The following is a 1641-nucleotide window of genomic DNA, read 5'->3' as shown; positions in this document are numbered from 1 at the left end:
AGGCGCGGAGTCGAAGGATCCCGTGCGGCGTCAGTAGGAAATCTCCCAGCTATCGCCGCGCGGGATCCTTCGACTCCGGCGCTACGCGCCTGCGAATCTCCTATGTTTTGTCAAGATATTCTCGATAGGTTTTAGGCCATGGAGCGAAGTAATTCTCCATACCTTTGCTCAAGGTCTGGCAAGTTTCTTGCGCAGCGCTCGATCTCGCTAATCCTGGCGCTTGGAACCTCAAGCAACTTGGCTACAGCAGTCTGAGTTAGACCAAGGGCTAACCTCATCTCACGCAGGGCAGGTCCTTTTTTCTTTCGTACTTCAAAGGGATGTAAGAGCGCGTGATATACCTCTCGTGCTAGGTAGCGTTTAAGACAGCGAGTGATATCTCGGAGCGTCTTTTGGCCACAGGCTCGTCTTTTCGCATAGGCTTTTGTTCGCTCATCTCCTTTCAAGCGACTGAGCGCAATACGGTGCAAAGCGCAGTTAGCCTGGCGATTTCCTCCTCGGTTGAGGCGGTAGCGTTTGATCTTTCCACTTGAGGCTTCCACAGGAGATACTCCACACAGCGCTGCAAAGGACGCTTCACTTTTGAGACGCTCAGGATTGTCTCCCGCACAAACAGCCAATTCAGCTGCCGAGATTGCTCCGCAGCCATACATATCCAGCAGTGCGGGCGCGTGTTCTCGAATAAGTGCCTCTATGGCCGCTTCTGCTTGTTGAGCACGCCTTTTCGCATCAATCCATGTAAGCGAGAGTATCTGTAGAGAACTCAGAACGGATGCAGTAAGTGCATCGTGTGTGGTGACTTCCACCTCAGCAAGATTCGTCATCAGATGCGTAGTTTTGAGACGCCGGTAAGTCTCACGAATAGGCTCAGGGGCGCTTTCCAAGAGAGCTTGGGCTGAATTTGCACAGGCGGTTGAAGTCTTTATGCACGTACGGCGTGCGGCTAAAAGAAAGCGCACTGCTTCCACCCAACCACTTTGAGATTTCGGCGTTGAAGTTGACTTGTTCGCCATCGCATCGCGAGCAGCACGCTCGGCATCGGCGAAGTCGTTTTTGTTTTCTCCACGCCTGCGCTTATCGCGCTTGGGGCGCAACACCTCTACTACCTTAAAGCCAAGTTCCGTGAGCCTTTTAGTAAGGCCCGAGCCATAAGACGCTGTTCCTTCAATAGCTACTACTGCACACTTTTTTGGGTCCCCCAGTGCTTGTGCAAGTGCGTCATAGCCTGATCTATCAGCAGTAAAGCTCTCTTCAAAGATCTTGCGACCCAATGGGTCAAGCACGCACAGCACGTGCACATCTTTGTGGGTGTCAACGCCAGCAAAGATGCCACTAACCTCTTCCATTCGCACTCCTTGCACTCAAATCGGTTGTATTGATGCAACTTTCAGACCGACCAAGACAGTGCACTGGTGAGAGCGTACAATGAAGGTGTCCACCTTGTGGCTTGTGCTCGTGCTCCTATTAAGTCATGGGCCGGCCCTTGGGCCGCGAGACGGGCGTGGGACAGTTCGCAGCATAGACAGCCCTCAAGCGTCTGCTCAGGATTGAGTCACCACGTCCGCCTTCGCATAGGATTGCAGCACATCTTCTTCAACCCCTCAACCCAATAACTATTATCAGTGCTCAGGATGACAAGGG

Annotated in this window: 1 protein-coding gene; it reads right to left on the bottom strand. The window is 52.7% G+C overall.

Annotation, left to right across the window (positions count from 1 at the left end; translation table 11 throughout):
• Positions 1 to 131: 131 nt before the first annotated feature.
• On the bottom strand, positions 132 to 1346 hold the full coding sequence (locus QNJ86_RS13810) for an IS110 family RNA-guided transposase (protein WP_283833231.1): 1215 nt from the start codon (positions 1344 to 1346) through the stop codon (positions 132 to 134).
• Between the last annotated feature and the right edge of the window lie 295 nt (positions 1347 to 1641).

Origin of the sequence: Gordonibacter faecis (assembly GCF_030077735.1) — a bacterium.
Classification (GTDB): Bacteria; Actinomycetota; Coriobacteriia; order Coriobacteriales; family Eggerthellaceae; genus Gordonibacter; species Gordonibacter faecis.
The sequence above is the reverse complement of the archived record's forward strand: the minus strand, read 5'-3'. Positions and strand labels throughout refer to the sequence as shown.